This window comes from Flaviaestuariibacter amylovorans, from assembly GCF_039541815.1.
Taxonomy (GTDB): domain Bacteria; phylum Bacteroidota; class Bacteroidia; order Chitinophagales; family Chitinophagaceae; genus Flavisolibacter; species Flavisolibacter amylovorans.
Genome location: NZ_BAABGY010000001.1, coordinates 1 through 16821, shown reverse-complemented (window position 1 = coordinate 16821; position 16821 = coordinate 1). Strand labels below are relative to the sequence as shown.

The following is a 16821-nucleotide window of genomic DNA, read 5'->3' as shown; positions in this document are numbered from 1 at the left end:
ATAAATATTCTCCCATCAGGCGTCAGTCTACCTTGCTAGAAATTTAAAACTATGAAGCAAGTACTGTCACAGCTCGAAAAGTGGTTCAACGAGAAGAATTTCTATTTCCTAATATTTTCGGCAACCGATACAAGACTAGAAGGGTGGTTTAAAGGTGAAATGCTGGTTCTATTTGCATTCATGAAACACAGCAAAATCATCGCCGATTTTGAAGTGGAACATTCATTGATGACGGGAGAACGGGTAGATTTCAAATTGATCCTTCCCAGTGGGGAAATCGTCTTTCTAGAACTCAAAGCATTGAGCATAAGTAAACTTAAAGGTTCGCGAGGTTTGAGCTTTTATATGTCCGACAGCCATTTATTTAACGATTTCCGTAAACTCGAAAAGGAGCCTTGCTCTGAATCGACCAAGAAGCTTGCTATAGCTTTCATTTATCCAAAGCCGAATAATATTAAATGGCAGGAGGCAATCGCCAAAGCAAATACCTATCACCCCAATTGGCAATGTCTCTCTTCTATTCCCGGGGATGAATTGGACTACTTTATGAGTGTCTGGGAATGGGTAGGTTTTAAAAAGACTAAGTCTACAGGTTTCTCCAACCGAATCGAACCTTCCTCCGAATTGAAAGCTGTAGGATAGCGCCTAACGACCAGGGCTTTGCGCTGCCGCCGCAGTAATGAAGTTACTGCTTTAGGACACTCATAGCACTTTAAGAGAGGCTGCAGCGGCGAGTAGCACAATAGCCCATGTTGTGCGCAGTCAAAAGGGAGACTGCTCAGTCAAGTTATTCGCTTTAGTGTTCCGTTGAGATCGCTGGCGGCTCTCTTGTAAGATTCCGTTGTGCGTAAATCCCAAAAAAACTTTATATACCTTATGCAAGACCACCTTGCCATCGTTTTGTGTCGTAAACTCGTCGATTTCCGATACGCTATTTGGTTGTCGGTATTCTCGTTCGTATCGTATTTGATATCCCAATTCGATTACTATGTCGCCTTTCTTCCATTGATATTTGGTCACGTTAAGACCATCATCTGATGGGGTCTTTACCGGCTTAGTTCTGCTTTTGAAAGCTGACTCCTTCTCCCAATCCTTCATTATGCCCTGCAACGCATCCTGTTCAGTACGGTGCATACTTAAAGCCCGACCATACTTCTCTGACACCAAGTCAATAATTGTTGTAAATCTTTCATTGACAGCTTGTAAATCTGGCCTGTCTTCGCCTACTAAATCAAAAGATGACAGACCCAGAGAATCATCGTAACCATCATTTTTTAACGTGTACCAGTATTGCCCGATCTTATAATTATAGTGATGTCTCGCCGGGCTGTTTGACTGGAGCTCACCAAAGTTGATTTCATCGAATGCCTTAGTATAAAAATCATTCTTCACTTGTTGCCTACTTTCAATCGCAGAATCCGGCGCAGTGAGCGTTGTAGGTGTAAGGCTATCAATCACTGATATTTTCTTTGTCACGTTATCAGCGTTGGCGCTACGATCTCCACAAGACACAAAACAAATGGAAAAAAATAAAGCGCATGAAATCTTGTTTATCATTTCTCAAGTTTTAGAACTGCTCCAGATTGCGCACAACGACCAGGGCTTTGCGCTGTGGCCCTAACTAAGTTAGCGTTTTGCTTTGAAACATTGGCCATAGCGCAACAGCCCATGTTAGCGGCGGGCTCAGACTGTACGACCTAATCGTCGCGCGTACCGAAGTCAACGCCATGTGATCTAAAAAACGAGCGCAACAACTGAAATTTCTGGTTACAGAATTCACCCGTTTGAACTCGCTCGCTACTGAGCCGGTATTCTGAACATTCGAAGCACAGTTCAATAAACGAAACTAGCCTACCGCTCGAATCCAGCATCAAAATGGCATTCCTCGGATTATAACACATCCGCTTTTCTATTTCGCGGATTACGCCACGATAGCGCCAATTGTAAAGGATAGAAGTCAAACTGTCAATCGCTGCAGAGTTGAGCCGTTTCACCTCTTTGTATTTACTAGGGTCAATTCTCTTACCTAGTCGGCTAGGAAGGGAGCTACCCATCACGACACCGTTGGACGGTCCAAACGAAACCAAGAATACAGAAGCTGTTTCTCGAAATGGATAAAGCTTTCGCCGTTGAGCAGCGCTCCCAATTGGACGAAATGCACAATCATGATTACAATCCTCCATTTCCTGCTCTTTTTCTGTAAAGGGTCTGGGCGGCCTTGGAATCGGCTTTAGCTGCGCACAGCAAACTGAGGAAAGCAAAAAAGACGCGAAGAGGAGTAATGGCTTCAAGCGATTTTTATTCAAATTTAGGAATGGTCGATCAGTCGCCGCTAACGACCAGGGCTTTGCGCTGTGGCCGAGCGTAAGGTACAAATTATAGGAAATGTTCGCAGGCCATAGCGCAACAGCCCATGTTATGCGCCGCCGGACTTTCGGAAGTAAAATCTCCCAGATCGATCATAGAGACGCATTCTGTCACGCCGCTGCTACGAAGCTGGCAGCAAGCCGCCCGCTTCTGGAAGCGCGGCCTCGCTCGGCTGCTGCGAAGCACTAGCGGAAGTTGCCGCGTCCCGGTCACGACGAAACCATTTTGCGATGAGGCCGCGCGGAGATGCTATGGAAGCTGTCGCCGAAGTTCTCTACAAAGCGTTTGATGCGAAGCAAGTAGTGGGCGGCATCAAGTTTACGTTGGGATGGGCTACGAAGCCGTCGTTGTGATAGTCGAACTGAAGAAATGTTCTGAGAAACGGCAGCCACTTTAGCGAGGACCACCGCTCTAGCTCCCACGGAAGGCAGGTGGCGCATAACGACCAGGGCTTTGCGCTGTGGCCAAGGAGAAAGTTAAGAACTATAATGAGTGTTCGTAGGCCATAGCGCAACAGCCCATGTTGTGCGCAGTTGTGTCCACTAGTGAACCATGCGGAAAAATCCTGCAACTTCCAATACACCAAATGTGTTATAGGGGCTATTGTTAGGGTTTCTGGCTGGAATAAATGCATAGAAAGACTCTAGTGACAAGGGTGTTTTTAAAGCTAAAGCTCTGTAAGCTTCAAAATCTTCCTCTTTTTTGAAATCTACAATATGAAATAGCAGCACAACTGAATAGGATTCAAAATTCTTGTCATGCTCTGCTTCAATGTATGAATCGAGCTGGTAACTAGTCTCCTTAAGAAACTTCTGAAAATTTTCGTCGGACCACATTACGAAGCCAGTTTCCCATCGAGCGCGCTCATATTTAGCCTCAATATAAAAATGTCTTTTCTCTACGTGATAATTCAAGAAAAGATCACTCGAACCAATGAAGTCACCACCTTGGTACACCGGATATTCCCTTAAAATTGACAAAGCTCTTTGACTATCAGCTCTCGAAAGACCTGTAGCCAGCAAGGTGAGTAACGGTTGCTCCTTGTAGATCCGCCAAAATTCTTCCCAGTTATTCGCCTGTTCAAATAAACTTGCTTCGAGTTCGAAAGCAGTTAACCATTCATTTCCCTTGTTTTCCAGAATTTTAGAACTACAATTTGTCCGCTTGAATGATTTCATGAGTGTTGGTTTAGCTAATTGCGCACAACGACCAGGGCTTTGCGCTGTGGCCGGGAATGAATTTACGAAGTTTCGGAGTGTTCGCAGGCCATAGCGCAACAGCCCATGTTAGCGGCAGGCGGTCAGCCATGGACGGCTTCGCTTCAACCTAGAAGTTCGCCTTCCTGACAAGATTATATCTTGGTGACGGAGGTCGAGGCTGAAAGTTCACAACACTGTCACCATCGAAAAAAATGCGGCCGCCTATGTAAAGTGAGTCTGAGACCGACCTTACGTAAAGTCGGGACTCAACAATGAGCCAATCGCTATAATGTGTTACGGCTGTAGTGTCCTCAAGCCTTCTTGCAACAGCCATTCCGTTCGAAAAGAAAGTGAAGCTGTACTTCGAAGAATCTGTCTTTTTACGTGCAAGCATGTGCCCACGCATGACCGGCCTTTCCCAAGAGTAGTCGAACCAAGTCCCCAGCAATCGCTCATTCCGGTGTTTAGTCGTGTGTGGTCCGTAAAATACAGTCAAGCTTTGTCCCTTCGCATTAGCGTAGGCGAACACTCCCAAAAGCACGAGAAAGGTCAACTTCTTCATATTAGGTGAATGTAGCTTGCCGCTAACGACCAGGGCTTTGCGCTGTGGCCGAGCGTAAGGTACAAATTATAGGAACTGTTCGCAGGCCATAGCGCAACAGCCCATGTTAGCGGCAGTGCGGGCCAAATTGAGGAAAGCCCTCAATAGTCTCACTTTCATTGAACGTTTCGATTCGAGCCGGCGGAGGTATTCTTGTTGGAGACCAAAAGACGGCCAATGTTGAAGCGCGCACAATAAGTCTGGGGGTGGCTGAAAAAAAGCCAACCGTTCTTCGGTATCACAAGCTCAATGTCGAAAAATCCAAAATTTGAAAGATTGGAGCAAGAGTTTGACGTATAGCCTAGGAGTGAACTCTTGTCAAAGCAATTCGGATTATCACTCACATAAATTCCCGCATCTACTGGGAGCATAGCGCGTCCAACCAATCTTAAAGTCTGCGTCCGACGATCTAAATATGCTTTATAAAACTCAACGCGAATACCCGGCAAATCTACCTGACAGCCGTCCAACATGCATCCTGAACTATCCACACAAAAAGTCGATTCGGAAAACGTTCTTTCAACGCGCCGGACGTCAATAGGTCGAAGATCAATCGTCTCGGTGCCTTGCGCACGTAAATTTCCCGCCCCTGAAATAAGCAAGAACGCAATTAAAATAAAGGCTTTACCCATAACTCTTGCTGCTTTGAAACAGTAGCATTGCCGCTAACGACCAGGGCTTGACGCAGGCCGAAGTGCTTTGGTGAAGATAATAACTATAAACGACCGAGGCTTGCGGCATAGCCCCTGTTGGCCGCAGCCGGCCTTTAGGACATAGAAACCACCAGATCAATCAGAAAGAATCGTCCTGTCACGCTCCGAGCTACGAAGATCTCGCCAAGCCGCCACTGCCGGACCTGCAGCTGCGCCGGCGCCGCAAAGCCAACTCGTAATCCGTCCCGCATCGTTGCCGCGAACTAAATTCGAACAAGGCCGCGCAGCCGTCGTAGAAGTTGGTAGCGACGTCTTGGGCAGAAATAATCGGAGAAGTTGCGTGGCGGCGCCTAGACTCGTCGAACTTGTCTACGAAGCTGCCTGCAGGAAAGTAAAACTTTAGGAATGGTCCGAAAAGCAGCGCCTACGATTGCGGAGCCTGAACTCTCGGCCACTTCGGAGTGTAGGTTGCGGCCAACGACCAGGGCTTTGCGCTGTGGCCGAGAATGAATGTACGATCTTTCAGAGTGTTCGGAGGCCATAGCGCAATAGCCCATGTTAGCGGCAGTCGCAGCCTTAGTGAGTCGTCACGCCCACTATTATCGCTCCGATCATACCGACCAAAAGCGTCAATACCCAAATTCGGAAAGTGACTCGTTGGACATTCTTGAACTCTTCTTCCGCCGTTTCCCGCCTTGGATTATCATGCGATATTAGATTCTTGTTGAATCCAAGCGTTAAGATATGACGCAGAGGAATATTAAATTCCTTTGAGAGTTTGTTAGCAGAGTTTACGCGTACAAATTGAATCGCTACCCATAGCAGCATAGATGTCACACCGAATATTCGAAGGCAAATCTCCATGCTTTTGCACTTTAGGACATCAATTGCCGCTAACGACCAGGGCTTTGCGCTGTGGCCGAGCGTAAGTTACGAACTATAAAGAATGTCCGGAGGCCATAGCGCAACAGCCCATGTTGTGCGCAGTCAATAGGGGGAGCAACATCCGCAGTCGGCAAAAGTTATTTGATCTTTCACAAGTGTGCCCTCTCCTTCAGAAAGTTCAAAGTGCCTTTGTCTAAATACTTGTGTCAATTATCGCTAATTGCCGTACAGATACGGCTCCAATAATGTACCTGTTAGGCGATAGTATAAATTCTGCAATTGATGAACATAGGAAAACTTTTCAGCGTGGCCCGCTATATCCAACGATAAATCACCATCACCAAAGTATCTTAAAAAGAAAAATGAGTCCTTGTGGCGGTAACCTGCATTAAAAACTTGGAATCCGCATAGCGAAAGAATATCGACAGTAACGCTTATTGGAAACAAATCTTCTGGGTTATAGCCCTGAGTACCCAGAGCATGTTTGACTAATATAGCATCTCTACTAATTGACGTGACAGTGCCCCATTGATTTTCCTCAGTGCAAATCCAGTTTCCTATTCTTATGTCTTTAGTGCCTATCATCTGTAGTTCGAGCAGATTTTGGTCGATTGCGCACAACGACCAGGGCTTTGCGCTGGCCGGTCAATCTAAGATAGCTAACAACTTTGAGAAAAGTAGGCTAGCGCAACAGCCCATGTTAGGCGCAGTCAAGGTCGTACTCGAACAACCGGTGGAACTTTCCCTTGTCGACTACGTGACGCTCCAATTCACGTCCGTTGAAATACGCGTAGTGAGCCGACTTAGACTTTTCCAATTCTTGACTTGTCGCAACATTAGAAACCGAAATGTAGCCACGTTTATTTGCTGATAAATATTCCCTCCGGCGGCTCATTTTACCTTGATTACCCATCGGTGTATGCTGAGGGTTTAATATTAAAGACGTACCCTGCAGCGATTGCCTGAACCTTCGTTCTAAGTCTATGTCTAGAAAACGGAAGCCAACCCGATTATCGTTGGACTGTTCGTTTCGTAAAATATTAAGCTCGCCGCATTGCATTACCCGGACGATCTTATTCTTTACTTGGAAGGCTCTTGCATTGGCAAACTGGTCTACGAACATATTCCCAAGAACGGGATTAGAAGCGATTTCATTAGAAGTAGAAAAGAGTTGAAATGACACAAACTTCAGTTCGCCTTTCGAAATGGAAAAAAGTGCATTTGTCAAGTTGCGACTGTCAACACGTTGCAATTCTAAAAACCCGAGAGTCTTGTTATTTGAAAGTGATTCTTGGAAATTCTCAACATGATTGGTATCACGGAATGACCAGCCCGGAAAAAGGATAACATCCGCGTTGGTGTCATTGAATATCTGCGTGTTGAGATCATCTTGGGTCCGCCAAGGAATTGACTCTTGATAAACTACAGCTTGAACTTTCATGGTGGTTGTGATTGCGCCTAACGACCAGGGCTTTGCGCTGTGGCCGAGAGGAAAGTTACGACCTTTTAGTGTGTTCGCAGGCCATAGCGCAATAGCCCATGTTAGCCGCCGTCCCGCGTTATAGAGTTAAGTCTCATCATTAGGGAATTGAAACTCCGTGTAGGAAAGTGACTACACCATTTTGTTTTATAACCAGCTTTCCCGTTTTCCAACAGTAGCCTATCGCAAAGTCCCTTAACAATTTGAATAAAACTGACCGTTGGCATCTTGGTGGTGAAAATAAGTTCAAAGGAACCGAATGGCTCAGGTACCAAACCAATACAGTCATCGCACCTCTCCAAGACAATTTCTAATTCCCCACTTGCAATGGGCTTCAAGGAAAGTTTCGTTTCGCCAGGTTCGTCGCAGAATGATATTTCCTGTTCTTCTACACCGCCATCTAGGAGTGAAATACACGCGCACAAAAGATCTCGAATCGGATCACTTAAATAGGAAACCGTAAACTCAGAGTCTACAATACCATCTGAAAAGTAGACTCTGGCCCAACCTGTCCCAACTAATTTATATTCGAATCTTGTCAGCATTGGATGGCGGCTAACATACCAGGGCTTTGCGCTGGCCGGTCTGCTTTAGTGAAGATATGAACTAAAACGACCTAGGCTAGCGCAACAGCCCATGTTGTGCGCAGTCATCGAGACGAAGCGCTTGTAACAGAGACGTTATCCCCAATTACTGTCTTACTGGTTGATCATCCTTTTTCTTAAAAAACGTAACAAGTTCGAGAACCTGCTGAACTTGGTCTTTATGTAATTCATTTTCCAATTTTAATCTTTCCAGCTCATTACTTGTAAACTCCTTGGAGAAAATAGTATTTCTTTCAATTAATGAAAGATCCGATATTATTTTATTCTTTGTCAATTCATCGCCGGATTGTAGTGCTGCGCGCAGTGCCACAAACTTTAGATCAACGTTAGTAAGTTCATTCTGGTAGTATTTTACATCTAACACTGTTCCTTTATAAGTTCTAATAAAGAAAAAAAACATTGTCAAAAGACTTACTACAGAAATGACTTTCGGTATCATCTTAAACGAAAATTCTAGCCAATTCTTTGCTTCTGAAAAAGCTTCTGCATTGAATGCGGAATAGAAAATAATCCCAATCACGATACTTGCTATTAAGTATCCCGAGATTAGTGTGAAATTAGCGCGCTGATTCAATCGTACCATTTCAGACAAAAGCCGGTCCCTTAAAGTCTTGAAATGATCGTAAATAACTCTGAACTCGTCTGATTTTGCCTGCTTCTCTTCTAGGGATTTATTTGAGTATTCAACGATTTTAGAAAGAAGCTCGGCTTGCCTAGTCCCGAGAGGTTCACTAATATCAAATATGTCTTTGAGTGCGCGTGCTTTCTGTAAATCAATGCCGTCTAGATTTTTCTCAGCAATCTCATTCTTAGTCAGCCATGTCCAAAATTCCCGGTATTTCACTTTTATTTCATTCCTGTCAACAGCAAAGTCGTCCGGCGAGTAAAGCTCTTCAGGCTTTCTAAATAATTTTAAAGCATAAAAGAAGATGATTCCTGTCATTACGAGGGCTAACGTTGCAAAGAGAATTAGAGACGCATCTGGGTCCTTACTTAAGTCTTCAATTTTTTTTGTAGCTAGGTCCCTTTGTTTTTCAAGGAAATCTATCTCAAGCTGTATATCTTTTTTAGCTTTCTCAGAGGATTGATAAGAAGAATAAACAGTAGTATATAAGCTACTCAATCGGTCATTAATAAGTTTCAACCTCGCCTTTTCCGCATCAATTCTTTGTATGGATATTGTATTTTTCTCTTGGGTATACCTATATACATAAAAGAAAAGTCCAACCGTTGCAGCCAACAGAACGATATATAATAAGACTCGCTGAGTCCATCGGCTATCTCCATTTTGCTTCTTTGGTAATGGCCTAATCTCTACCTCGCTTGATTGTTGTGTGGACATTTACAGTTAGTTTAGATACAGTCGCAAGTTAAAACGCTCGACAACAAATTTCATGGACAAAAATTTATATGCAAATCCGGTCCTAAAGGTCGATCGATTGCGCACAACGACCAGGGCTTTGCGCTGTGGCCAGGGCGAAGCTACGAACTATAATGACTGCTCGCAGGCCATAGCGCAACAGCCCCTGTTGTGCGCAGGCCTTCCGAAGTCGCATCGCACTACTCTTTCCCGGTGACACCATCTTCACGTGCTAAGTTTTGAAATGCTTGAATTGTCCTTTTCCGTTGTTCCCAAGTTTTTACCCTCAGCGATTCGTCGTATATCCACGGGATGTTATTCTGTTCCCAAAGGGCTTTCTCGCGCTTTAAAGCCTCTTTGTGTTGTTTGCTTCGCTCGCGATCCTCCCTTCCCATTCTTGTATAATTAGCAATAATCCACACGAGTACCTGCCATACAGCTAAAGGAATTAATACGCCCCACCACCAACGATCGTCGCTCGTTTGATACCAAATCACAATTGATGCAATAGCAAGCAATATGCATACACTGAAGACATACACGTACAGACGATCTACTGGATACACTTTATCATCTTTAAGTACAGGCTTGAGTTCATCAATGTTCATAACCTCTCATATTTAGTTGGAAAATTCGGAGCGTAGCGACGTAGGAGTCGAGGATCGAGACGACTATAATCGCTTGATTCGTTGTATAACCAATGATTGATCAATTTTTCAATTCGTGGGCGCCCCTCCAAACCATTTCCTGATGGTGTGAATAATGATTCCACTTTAAGCTTCGTCCGACGCTCCACTTCTTCGATAGGCCTCTGCCAAATTGAATCCCTTTTGCGTGTGAAATATATTCGTTTAATTGACGGAGTATTATGTAGATACTGTATTATTTGTGAGTCGTTCCATTTTATCTCTTTTACTGCATCTATTTGCTTTAAACCCAGTTCCCCATTGTAAGCGTCATCTCTGATGAGATTATAGATTCTTCCCTTGAACTGTATTTTTCCGCCTTCTAATTCCGTAGCGTTATGCCCCTCTCGATAAAAAGCTTCCGAAATCAGATCAGCAAACGAGAGCTTTAGCAACTTACATAGTTCGAATATCTGGTTTAGCGATGGAAGCAATTGCTTTGGGGCTGATTTACAATTTGGAGCAATTCTTCTTTTTGAAAGCTCTATCGAATTAGCTTTGAATATATTATAGAGAATTGGCCAGAAATAATTCCTTCCATAGAAAAAATCGGAAAAGTTCGTCTTCTGCAATGCGGGATTAAATGTTCCCAAAATCAAGATTTCTGGATCATACGGTGTTCGTTTCAATATAGCTTCCTCAGACGAAAACTCGTTTGTCCAAATTGTAGCATTGTTTTTATGAACGATACCCATACTTTTATTTTCGGAGAGCGCACGGCTTGCGCACAACGGACAGGGCTTGCCGCTGTGGCCAGAACGAATCTACGAACTATAGCGACTGCTCGCAGGCCATAGCGGCACAGCCCCTGTTGGGCGCTGGCCGTCTTTCGGACGCAGACTGTCCCCGACGTCCCGCTTTAGGAAAAGACGCTGAGACAAAGTTCGATCTTACGTGTACGCCAGGCCGCCTTAGGCCCGTGCACCTGCAGGCTGACCGAAACCCTGAAGCAGAGGAGATTCTTCTCTTTAGAACACCAAAAGCGGCCGGCCTTTAAAGCCGCAAGCACATTTGGAGTCGTCGCTACGATGGCGAACTGAAGGAAAAGCTGGCAACACAAAAGCGCGAAGCGAACGCAAAATATCCGGCCAGAAGACTGCAGGCTTGCGCCCAACGGCCAGGGCTTTGCGCTGTGGCCGAGAATGAAGTTAGCACTTTAATGAATGATCGCAGGCCATAGCGCAACAGCCCATGTTATGCGCCGCCGGACTTTCGGAAACGAAATCTCCCAGATCGATCAGAGAGATTGTAGCTGTCACGCCCACTGCTACAGGGCTGGTAGCAAGACGCCCGCCTCCGGAAGCGCGGCCTCGTCCGGCTACGACGACGCTATATCGGAAGCTATCGCGTCCTGGCCACGACGAACTACTCTTGCGAACTGGCCACGCGGAGCCGCAATGGAAGGTGTCGCCGAGGTTTTCGACGAAGCGCTCGATGCGAAGCAGGTGGCGGGCGGCTACTAGTTTCGAAGAGTCTGTCTACGAAGCTATCGGCACAAAAGTCGGACTGAGGAAATGATCCGAAAACCGAAGCTGCTTTAGCGAGGCCTACCCGCTCTCCCACCCACGGAAGGCAGGTGGCGCATAACGACCAGGGCTTTGCGCTGTGGCCGAGAGGAAAGTTAGCACATTTAGAGTGTTCGCAGGCCATAGCGCAACAGCCCATGTTAGCCGCCGTTCAATAAGGAGAAGTCCCAATCAAACACGTCTTGACTAAAACTGAGGTTGTAGCGTTCAATCCAGCCGTGTTTGTCGAACTCGACCACCGCTTTTAGAAGAGCTCTCCGAACATCATGTATCGCTAATAGAAATTCATCGTCTTCAATATCATAGGTAAAATGACTAAACGTCTGATATCCATTGCGCATAAAAATCTCGATACTACTATCAAAATCGACGTGGTCAGTCTTACAATGTTGGCCATCTAAGCCTGGCTGGAATTTCCGAAAGTCAATTTTTGATAAGCTTCCATATACTTTCGATAGAGCTTTTTCAATCAGAAGGTCTGCACCGTCAGCTATGTATCCGAGAAACACTCTTACGTCAGGAAAAGTGGCTTCGAACTTCCGCCCTAAATCATTCTCCCGGTGCCAATGAACAAATCGGATAATAGAGGGCATTGGCTCACCTTCACGATTCATAGTTGAGTCGCTCCACAATGAAACATGCTGCCCAACATTAGCCCGATAATCAAAACTAATGGCGGAAAAGTCCTTTTCATACCAACGCCCTGATAAACCAGGCGGAAATATAGATCTAGGCCCTTCGATAATCTGTTGTCCAACTTTACGGTTGCGAAGGTAATTATTCAAGTTTCGGAGTGTTACGAATGGCGGCTAACGACCAGGGCTTTGCGCTGTGGCCGAGAATGAAATTACGATCTTTTGGAGTGTTCGGAGGCCATAGCGCAATAGCCCATGTTATGCGCCGCCGGACTTTAGTATGGGAGAACCAGCAAATCGATCCGGAAGAACGGTCCAGTCACGCACGCCGCTATTGAGCTGCGCTCGAGCCGCCCGCCGTCTAAAGCGCGGCCTTGCCCGGCTAGCTGCGAAGCTATTCCGGATGGTAATACGTTCCGGTCACCGCGAACCATATTGCGAAGGGGCCGCGCGGAGCTGCTGAAGAAGGTGTCGCCAAAGTTGTCGTCGAAGTGCTCGATGAGAAGCCGAAAACGGGCGGCGGATAGTTTACGTCGGTACTCGCTACGAAGCTGTCGGCGCAAACGCCGCAATAAGAAATGGTCCGAAAAACTGAAGCTACTTTAGTGAGGCCTACCGCTCTCCCACCTACAGAGGCCAGGTGGCGCATAACGACCAGGGCTTTGCGCTGTGGCCTGAACTAAGTTAGCGTTTTACTTTAAACGACCGGCCATAGCGCAATAGCCCATGTTGTGCGCAGGCCTTTGAGTCCTCGTCCTAGCTTTTGATATATGAACCCAGGCTCGAAGTCAAATTGATGATTTCAATACATGGACCTTGCCTTTCTAGACATCAAAGAGTTACCGAACTCCTTCTCTAGATAATCATCGCTCATAAGAAGCTCTCCGATACTCTTGTATTTAAACTTTTTACAACCTTCTGGATAGACATCCTTTACAAGATTACCTTCAAAATGCACCTCGCAATTCCCGTACACCCAAACTTCAATTAAATTAGGCCCTTCCAAACTTTGCTTCATTTTTGGCGCACCTTGAACATTATACACCTCTTCCTTCGTCGAGTACTCGGAAAAAACCTTTCTCATTACTTGAGCAAGAGTCGTATACTTAGTTTTGAACTTTCTGTCCTCCAGTTTGATAACGCTATCAACGCTACGTTGTATCGCGGCACTAATTAAAGCTCTGTCAACCGCGGGCGCCGCTTCGGAAGAAGTGTCAACATTGATAGTGGAAACTGGCTTTGTCTCTTCAATAGGAGTGCTCACCGAACTAGATTGCTCCGAGTCTGAGCAGCCGAAAGCAATTATCGCCAAAATAATGTAAGTCAATCTCATAGCATGGTATTTATTTCCTTATTCGAAGTGGCAGCTCTTGCTTGCGCACAACGACCAGGGCTTTGCGCTGTGGCCCAGCAGAAAGTTACGAACTATAACGAATGTCGAGAGGCCATAGCGCAATAGCCCATGTTAGCCGCACAGTCGGCCCCACTGAAGTCAGCGAGTCGAATAGAAGAAGAGAGTCTTTCTTTTAAGATTCCGGCGGTTTGTCCAGTACCATCGCCTCCATTTTGCTAAATCCTCACGAGAAAACGGCTGCGGTAACCAGCAAGTAGGCAAGTAACCGCGTCGCTTTATACCGGTATATGTCTCCATGAAGTCAATCAGATGATTAGGTGCAGGAGTGTAGGCACTGTCGTGGGCGTCGCCTAAGCAAGAGTCCAACTTTGCGAGGTTGACGACAAACAGATAATTTAATCGGTCTGCGGTCTGCGGTTGGGCGGCCAGAGAAGACAATGAGATAATTGAAAGCAAAACACGCTTCTTCATATTTGTCCGTCTATCGAATTTAGGAATGCAGACTTGCGGCTAACGACCAGGGCTTTGCGCTGGCCCCTGAATTTAGAAAATGATTCTAGTTCAAACGACCGGGGCTAGCGCAATAGCCCATGTTATGCGCTGTGCGGCCACTATCAAGGCCGGTTTCCCAAAAGAACTGTCCCCTCCCGATAATATCGGTCGGCTTCTGCAACAAGCCATTTCAGGTCTTCCCCGCTGCCTGTAGAATACACAAGGACGCCCCCTTTGAAGAAATAATCTTCAGCTTTTCGCCCGTTGCTAAACCGCGGGGTCGATGTTTTAGGGCTCCCAAGCACGAGAATCCGAACCAAACCAGCCGCGTCATAGTAGTAATGTACGTTCCAAGACGTTGCGTAATTATGGCTCGAGACGGTTAAAAGGTGCGTTCGCGCTTTGTCTGCTCCAAAAACCAATAAACTATCCTTGGTGTTAATCCGACCGATTTGCCGTGGACGTGCCCTTTTAAAAGTCTTCATAACGGCATCCGCCATCGCCTTTGCTGAGTCAGACTCCACCCTCTGGGCTTTAAGATCACCAGCGCAAAACAGCAGAAAGGCCAATCCTATAGATAACTGTCGCATTGGATCTAGATTACGAAGAATGTAGCATAGCGCATAACGACCAGGGCTTTGCGCTGTGGCCGAGAATGAATGTACGAAGTTTCGGAGTGTCGGGAGGCCATAGTGCAATAGCCCATGTTATGCGCCGCCGGACTTTGGGATGGGAGAACCAGCTAATCGATCAGGAAGACTCATCCCTTCACGTCCGCCGCTATGGAGCTGGTAACAAGCCGCCGCCTCTGGTAGCGCGGCCTTGTCCGGCTGGTGCAAAGCAATTTCGGAAGCTACCGCGTCCCGGCTACGACGAATTTCTCTTGCGAAGAGGCCGCGCGGAGCTATTGCAGAAACTGTCGCCGAAGTCGTCGTTGAGATGCTTGATGCGAAGCCGGTAGCCGGCGGCGTCAACTATTCGTCGGAATGCGCTACGAAGCGGGTAGCACGAACGTCGAACTGAGGAAATGATCCGGAAAACTGAAGCTACTTTAGTGAGGCTGGCCAAACTTCGACCTAAGGAAGGCAGGTGGCGCATAACGACCAGGGCTTTGCGCTGTGGCCGAGCAGAAAGTTACGAAGTTTCAGAGTGTTCGAAGGCCATAGCGCAACAGCCCCTGTTGTGCGCAGTGCTCATGGAAGGCTGCTCGAATTACCACTCGTCTCCGTGTGCAGCAACAACACTATCCATTTCTTGGGCCGCTCTCTGAACGTCCAGAGTGGGGTTAATTTTAAAATGCTTGAGGTCGTTATTTGTAAAAATCATACGACTATTCGACGGGTTGTCTGCTTGATAAACAACCAAAAACTTCTTTCCAACAACAGCGTTACGGTAATACTTGATGCAAGGAATGGAACTGCAAGGCAAACTTGACCTCCTTGTATAGGATTTACCATTGACTGCATATGTATAATCTGCCAAGCGATTTCCGTTTCCAGTCGCACCGTCAATTCCAGAGACGATTGCCGCTGTTATTTTGAAGTTTTGTTCCAGTTTGCGATCCTGTCGAATCGCTAGAAAAAGTATTACAGCCAGACCGGCCAAAAGAATCAACAATCCAAACTTATTCATAGGAGCAATTTGTCTCTTCGAATATAGGACTGCTACAGCATTGCGCACAACGACCAGGGCTTTGCGCTGTGGCCGAGAATGAAGTTAGCGCTTTCGGAGTGTTCAGAGGCCATAGCGCAACAGCCCATGTTATGCGCCGCCGGACTTTGGGATGGAAGAACCAACAAATCGATCAGGAAGACTTTTACCGTCACGTTCGCCGCTATGAAGCTGGGCCCGAGCCGCCCGAACTAGGTAGCGTGGCCTCGTCCGGCTGCGACAAAGCAATTCCGGAAGTCGTCGCGCTTCGGCCTCGACGAACTTCTCTTGCGATGAGGCCGCGCGAAGCTGCTATGGAAGCTGTCGACAAAGTATCCGACGAAGCGCTCAATGCGAAGCCGAAAGCGGGCGGCGGCGAGTTTACGTCGGCAAGCGCTACGAAGCTATCGTCACGAAAGTCGAGTTGAAGAAAAGTTCCGAAAAACTGAAGCCACTTTAGTGAGGCTGGCCAAACTTCGACCTAAGGAAGGCAGGTGGCGCATAACGACCAGGGCTTTGCGCTGGCCGGATTGCTTTAGGAAAGATATTAATTATGAACGACTTAGGCTAGCGCAATAGCCCATGTTATGCGCCGCCGGACTTTGGGATGGGAGAACCAGCTATTCGGTCAGAAAGAATGTACCCGTCACGCCTGCCGCTATGAAGCCGCGTTTCAGCCGCCCGCTTCCAGTAGCGCGGCTTAGTCCGGCTACGACGATGTAAGTCGGAATTCGTCGTGTCCCGGTCACCGCGAATTACGTTGCGAACAAGCCGCGCGGAGCTGTGGAAGAAGCTGTCGCCCTAGTTGTTGGCGAAGTGCTCGATGAGAAGTCGAAAGCGGGCGGCGGATAGGTTGCGACGGTACTCGCTACGAAGCACTCGACGCGAACGCCGCAATGAAGAATGTTCCGAAAAGCAAAAGCCACTTTAGCGAGGCTGGCCAATCTTCGACCTAAGGAAGGCAGGTGGCGCATAACGACCAGGGCTTTGCGCTGTGGCCAGCGTAAAGATATTAACTATAAACGACCATATGGCCATAGCGCAACAGCCCATCCTATGTTTGTTTTCTTATCTTTTTGGTGATAAAGAATGTGGGCAGCGGGAGTAAGACCACATAGCCCAATGAAGCCTTTTAGAGCTTGTCTAACATGGCGGCCCCCCGCTGCCTTTTTACACCACGTACTGCGAACAGTTCCACTGAGCACAGACTAGCCCTCTGATAGCTCGTATGAAAGTTAGGATAGCTGCAGCGGTGTAAAAACCCACATTCCTTTTTCTAACGTAAAACCAAAGTACGAAATGAAACTTGTTTGCGGCATCGACGTTTC

At 46.8% G+C, this 16821-nt stretch carries 12 protein-coding genes; 1 reads left to right on the top strand and 11 read right to left on the bottom strand.

The features are described from left to right. Window positions 1–51: 51 nt before the first annotated feature. Entirely contained in the window at window positions 52–642 is a 591-nt protein-coding gene (locus tag ABD937_RS00060; protein WP_345252530.1) for a hypothetical protein, read from the top strand. A gap of 120 nt (window positions 643–762) precedes the next feature. On the opposite strand, the gene ABD937_RS00055 is transcribed toward ABD937_RS00060, so the two are convergent. The 11 genes from ABD937_RS00055 to ABD937_RS00005 form a co-directional block, all read right to left on the bottom strand. Next, the gene (locus tag ABD937_RS00055) at window positions 763–1557 is read right to left on the bottom strand and encodes a hypothetical protein (protein ID WP_345252529.1); all 795 of its coding nucleotides are present in this window, start codon (window positions 1555–1557) and stop codon (window positions 763–765) included. A gap of 1352 nt (window positions 1558–2909) precedes the next feature. Next, window positions 2910–3545 (bottom strand): hypothetical protein, encoded by a 636-nt coding sequence (locus tag ABD937_RS00050; protein WP_345252528.1) that lies wholly within the window; start codon window positions 3543–3545, stop codon window positions 2910–2912. A 738-nt stretch (window positions 3546–4283) separates the two neighbouring features. Continuing rightward, a complete protein-coding gene (locus ABD937_RS00045) occupies window positions 4284–4799 on the bottom strand; it encodes a hypothetical protein (protein ID WP_345252527.1) in 516 nt (171 codons plus the stop codon). Window positions 4800–5921: 1122 nt separating this feature from the next. Further along, window positions 5922–6290: a hypothetical protein gene (locus tag ABD937_RS00040; protein WP_345252526.1), complete on the bottom strand. Its 369-nt coding sequence runs from the start codon at window positions 6288–6290 to the stop codon at window positions 5922–5924. Window positions 6291–6405: 115 nt separating this feature from the next. Then, the gene (locus ABD937_RS00035) at window positions 6406–7146 is read right to left on the bottom strand and encodes a hypothetical protein (RefSeq protein ID WP_345252525.1); all 741 of its coding nucleotides are present in this window, start codon (window positions 7144–7146) and stop codon (window positions 6406–6408) included. 729 nt (window positions 7147–7875) lie between these two features. Next, entirely contained in the window at window positions 7876–9132 is a 1257-nt protein-coding gene (locus ABD937_RS00030) for a hypothetical protein (protein ID WP_345252524.1), read from the bottom strand. Window positions 9133–9350: 218 nt separating this feature from the next. Further along, window positions 9351–9758 (bottom strand): hypothetical protein, encoded by a 408-nt coding sequence (locus tag ABD937_RS00025; protein WP_345252523.1) that lies wholly within the window; start codon window positions 9756–9758, stop codon window positions 9351–9353. Beyond that, the gene (locus ABD937_RS00020) at window positions 9755–10531 is read right to left on the bottom strand and encodes a uracil-DNA glycosylase family protein (RefSeq protein ID WP_345252522.1); all 777 of its coding nucleotides are present in this window, start codon (window positions 10529–10531) and stop codon (window positions 9755–9757) included. Before ABD937_RS00020 ends, ABD937_RS00025 begins: the two co-directional genes overlap by 4 nt. Before the next feature lie 971 nt (window positions 10532–11502). Then, window positions 11503–12147: a hypothetical protein gene (locus ABD937_RS00015; protein ID WP_345252521.1), complete on the bottom strand. Its 645-nt coding sequence runs from the start codon at window positions 12145–12147 to the stop codon at window positions 11503–11505. A gap of 652 nt (window positions 12148–12799) precedes the next feature. Then, a complete protein-coding gene (locus tag ABD937_RS00010) occupies window positions 12800–13330 on the bottom strand; it encodes a hypothetical protein (RefSeq protein ID WP_345252520.1) in 531 nt (176 codons plus the stop codon). Between the two features lie 1725 nt (window positions 13331–15055). Then, window positions 15056–15475: a hypothetical protein gene (locus ABD937_RS00005; protein WP_345252519.1), complete on the bottom strand. Its 420-nt coding sequence runs from the start codon at window positions 15473–15475 to the stop codon at window positions 15056–15058. Between the last annotated feature and the right edge of the window lie 1346 nt (window positions 15476–16821).

Bases quoted from the DNA above. Each gene is read 5' to 3' on its own strand.
- ABD937_RS00060 (WP_345252530.1), top strand. From the start codon at position 52: ATGAAGCAAGTACTGTCACAGCTCGAAAAGTGGTTCAACGAGAAGAAT.
- ABD937_RS00055 (WP_345252529.1), bottom strand. From the start codon at position 1,557: ATGATAAACAAGATTTCATGCGCTTTATTTTTTTCCATTTGTTTTGTG.
- ABD937_RS00050 (WP_345252528.1), bottom strand. From the start codon at position 3,545: ATGAAATCATTCAAGCGGACAAATTGTAGTTCTAAAATTCTGGAAAAC.
- ABD937_RS00045 (WP_345252527.1), bottom strand. From the start codon at position 4,799: ATGGGTAAAGCCTTTATTTTAATTGCGTTCTTGCTTATTTCAGGGGCG.
- ABD937_RS00040 (WP_345252526.1), bottom strand. From the start codon at position 6,290: ATGATAGGCACTAAAGACATAAGAATAGGAAACTGGATTTGCACTGAG.
- ABD937_RS00035 (WP_345252525.1), bottom strand. From the start codon at position 7,146: ATGAAAGTTCAAGCTGTAGTTTATCAAGAGTCAATTCCTTGGCGGACC.
- ABD937_RS00030 (WP_345252524.1), bottom strand. From the start codon at position 9,132: ATGTCCACACAACAATCAAGCGAGGTAGAGATTAGGCCATTACCAAAG.
- ABD937_RS00025 (WP_345252523.1), bottom strand. From the start codon at position 9,758: ATGAACATTGATGAACTCAAGCCTGTACTTAAAGATGATAAAGTGTAT.
- ABD937_RS00020 (WP_345252522.1), bottom strand. From the start codon at position 10,531: ATGGGTATCGTTCATAAAAACAATGCTACAATTTGGACAAACGAGTTT.
- ABD937_RS00010 (WP_345252520.1), bottom strand. From the start codon at position 13,330: ATGAGATTGACTTACATTATTTTGGCGATAATTGCTTTCGGCTGCTCA.
- ABD937_RS00005 (WP_345252519.1), bottom strand. From the start codon at position 15,475: ATGAATAAGTTTGGATTGTTGATTCTTTTGGCCGGTCTGGCTGTAATA.